Annotated in this window: 3 protein-coding genes and 1 pseudogene; 1 reads left to right on the forward strand and 3 read right to left on the reverse strand. The window is 40.7% G+C overall.

Features of this window, described 5'->3' with window-relative positions:
* The 3 genes and pseudogenes from WA010_RS12015 to WA010_RS12025 form a co-directional block, all read right to left on the reverse strand.
* Positions 1–126: pseudogene (locus tag WA010_RS12015) on the reverse strand (phosphoesterase); the annotation flags it as partial.
* A gap of 7 nt (positions 127–133) precedes the next feature.
* A complete protein-coding gene (gene flhA / locus WA010_RS12020; protein ID WP_422557354.1) occupies positions 134–2,329 on the reverse strand; it encodes a flagellar biosynthesis protein FlhA in 2,196 nt (731 codons plus the stop codon).
* A 3-nt stretch (positions 2,330–2,332) separates the two neighbouring features.
* Positions 2,333–2,737 (reverse strand): RrF2 family transcriptional regulator, encoded by a 405-nt coding sequence (locus WA010_RS12025; RefSeq protein WP_422557355.1) that lies wholly within the window; start codon positions 2,735–2,737, stop codon positions 2,333–2,335.
* A gap of 154 nt (positions 2,738–2,891) precedes the next feature.
* On the opposite strand from WA010_RS12025, the gene rpsO reads away from it, so the two are divergent.
* Positions 2,892–3,167: a 30S ribosomal protein S15 gene (gene rpsO / locus WA010_RS12030; protein ID WP_422557356.1), complete on the forward strand. Its 276-nt coding sequence runs from the start codon at positions 2,892–2,894 to the stop codon at positions 3,165–3,167.
* Positions 3,168–3,207 lie beyond the last annotated feature (40 nt).

Here is a 3,207-nt window from a genome sequence, read left to right on the forward strand (position 1 = left end):
GTCCATTACTTCGGCACCGTAGTTGGCATTAAAACTGATCATTGTATGCGATGTTTGTGCCATAACCAGCTGGCAGCTGTAGCCGTCGAGATCGATGTGGGAGAGATGGTAAATGGTTTTTTTCATAATATTCCTATTTGGTATCTAAAGTAATGGAACCGAGCACTTCGAATTTAGCATTCGAATCGATTTCGGCATGAGAGAGGACTACGATATCGAGACTGAATCGCTCATAAATCTCAGCTAATGGACGACGAAGTTTCGGATCAACGATAATGACGATCGGTGAGATCCCTTTTTGGAGAAGCTCTGTTGCTTTCAGACTGGTTGCTTGGATGAGACCATTGATTTCGCCGACATTGAGGAGAAGCTGTTTGACTCCGTCACGCTCTTGCGATTTTTCGAGCATACGCTGCTCACTCATGGTATCAAATGTCAGAAGCCGAATGATACCGTCTGATCCTGTATACGACTGAGTTATGATACGAGAGAGTTTAGAGCGGACATGTTCCGTAATCGTATCAATGCTTTTGGTATATTCAGCAACATCGGCGATAGTTTCTAAGATGGTAATCATATCTTTAAGAGGGACTTTTTCGTGCAAGAGTGCTTTAAATACTCTCTGAATAAGTCCGATATTTGCTACTTTGAGAAGATCATCTACTACAACAGGATAATCGTTTTTGATTTTCTCGATAAGCGATTGAGTTTCTTGACGGGTGAGGAGCTCTTCAGCATGTTTTTTGACCAATTCACTCATATGGGTTGAGATGACAGTGGCTGGATCGACAACAGTGTAGCCGTTAATAATCGCATCTTCTTTGAGTGTAGGATCGATCCAAAGAGCATCCAGACCAAATGCCGGTTCTTTGGTTGGTTCTCCTTGAATTTCGCCCATAACCATACCGCTATCCATTGCAAGATAGCGATCCGGTTGAATTATTCCATCTCCGATATTGACCCCTTTTAGGAGAATTTCATACTGATTTGGTTTGAGATGGAGGTTATCACGAATACGGACTTGAGGCATTAAAAACCCAAAATCCGAAGCGATTTTACGCCGCATTGAGCGGATACGTTCCAGTAAATCTCCCCCTTGTGTATTGTCTGCTAGGCGGATGAGTTGATAACCAAGAGTGAGTTCAAGCATTTCGATTTTGAGAATATCTTCGAGAGCCGCTTCTTCCTCTTTGGCAATCTCCTCATTGGTTTTTTTACGTGGTGCTGATGGAGTGGATTCTGTTGTAGAGCCTGTATCATTTCCTGAAGTAGAACTGTTTTTTTTAACTACTATTGGAGCGGAGGTAAGTACCAATTCGCCCCGTTCGTATTTATACAAAGCGTAACCTAGCCCGGCAAAAACCAATCCGACAAATCCCATAGAAAGAGTCGGTAACCCAGGAACCATGGCAAAAAGAAGCATGATGAAACCAACAATCATCATAGTTCGGGCATTACCCATCAGTTGATTGATACTTCCTTCAGCAAAATTTCCTCCTTCATCATTGGAACCGCGAGTAATCATGATACCGGTTGCTGTAGAAATAATTAATGCTGGAATTTGAGAAACGAGACCATCCCCGATAGTAAGGAGGGTAAAGGTCTCTGCACTGGTTGCTACATCTAAGTCAAATTGGAAAACACCGATTAAAAAACCACCAATAATATTAATAATAGTAATAATAATACCGGCAACGGCATCCCCTTTGATGAATTTACTCGACCCATCCATTGCTCCGTAAAAGTTGGCATGTTGTAAAATCTCGGCACGACGTGCTTTTGCCTGAGATTCATCAATTAACCCACTGTTTAAATCAGCATCAATCGCCATCTGTTTACCGGGCATCGCATCAAGGGTAAAACGAGCTGCAACTTCAGCAACCCGTCCCGAACCTTTGGTAATAACCATAAAATTAATTAAAACCAAAATGACAAAAACGATGATTCCAATCACCATATTTCCACCGACAACAAAATTTCCGAAGCTGGTAATAATATCACTGACGGCTTCAGGACCTTCATGCCCATGGCTAAGAATCATACGGGTTGTTGCGATATTTAGGGCTAAGCGAAAGAGAGTGATAACCAACAATAGTGTCGGAAAAGTTGTTAAATCGGTTGGTTTTGGAATATAAAGAGAAATAAGTAAAATCAAAACTGAAAGTGCAATAACAACAGCCAACATTAAATCGAGTAAAGTACTTGGCAATGGGACAATAATAATTGCTAAAATCGACATAACAAAAAAAACAACACTAAGATCGCGTGAAGCAAAAAGAGCCGATAAAATAGTTTTAATATCGGGAGTTTTATTTTTTGTTTTAGCCAAGTATCACTCTTCCAAAATAGCTTCGAGGGTAAGGGTTCCTAAAAAACCGTCCACTTTCCCTTGTAATCGGTTCAAAAATGGCCAAAGTCCACAACTGAGTGCTTTATTAGACGGACAATCTTCGAGCGATGGTGAACAACTGAAAACAGCTGGTCCTTTTCCCTCAGCTGCTTCCATTACTTCCAAAACGGTAATTTTAGAGCTTGTCCGTGCCAGTTCAAATCCTCCATTTACTCCTTTGTAGGAGTTTAGGATACCTTGGCGTGCTAACGATTGGAGAATTTTTGCTAAAAAACTTTTGGAAATATCAAGTTCTTTGGAGAGGGTATCTGCATCCAATGCGCGACCTGCTCTAGCTAAAACGATCAGTGATAACAAAGCATATTCGCTGGCACGAGTCATCAACATAGTGCATCCCCCTTAAATATTAGGGAGATATTATAACTAAAAAATACCGTAGCAATTCTTGGAAAACTCTTGCTGCAAAATGGGAATTTTTTGCTATAATTTCGCCTCTACTTGCTTTAGGCGAGTAAATTAATATACCCATCAGGAGGCTACCATGGCTTTAGATACGGCGAAAAAAGCGCAAATCATCAAGCAATACCAAAAAGCAGAAGGAGATACAGGTTCAAGTGAAGTTCAAATTGCTCTTCTCTCAACTCGTATTTCAGATCTTACTGAACATCTCAAAACATTTAAAAAAGACCATAGTTCACGTCTTGGTCTTTTGAAGCTGGTTGGGCAACGTCGTCGTTTGATGCGTTATTTGAAACGTACAAATCGCGTAAGTTACAATAAGTTAGTTGCTGACCTTGGTATTCGCGACAATATCTAAAACGCCATAATTTTCCCAATCTCTGGGAGAATCTAAACTC

This window comes from Sulfuricurvum sp. (genome assembly GCF_049305995.1).
Taxonomy (GTDB): Bacteria; Campylobacterota; Campylobacteria; order Campylobacterales; family Sulfurimonadaceae; genus Sulfuricurvum.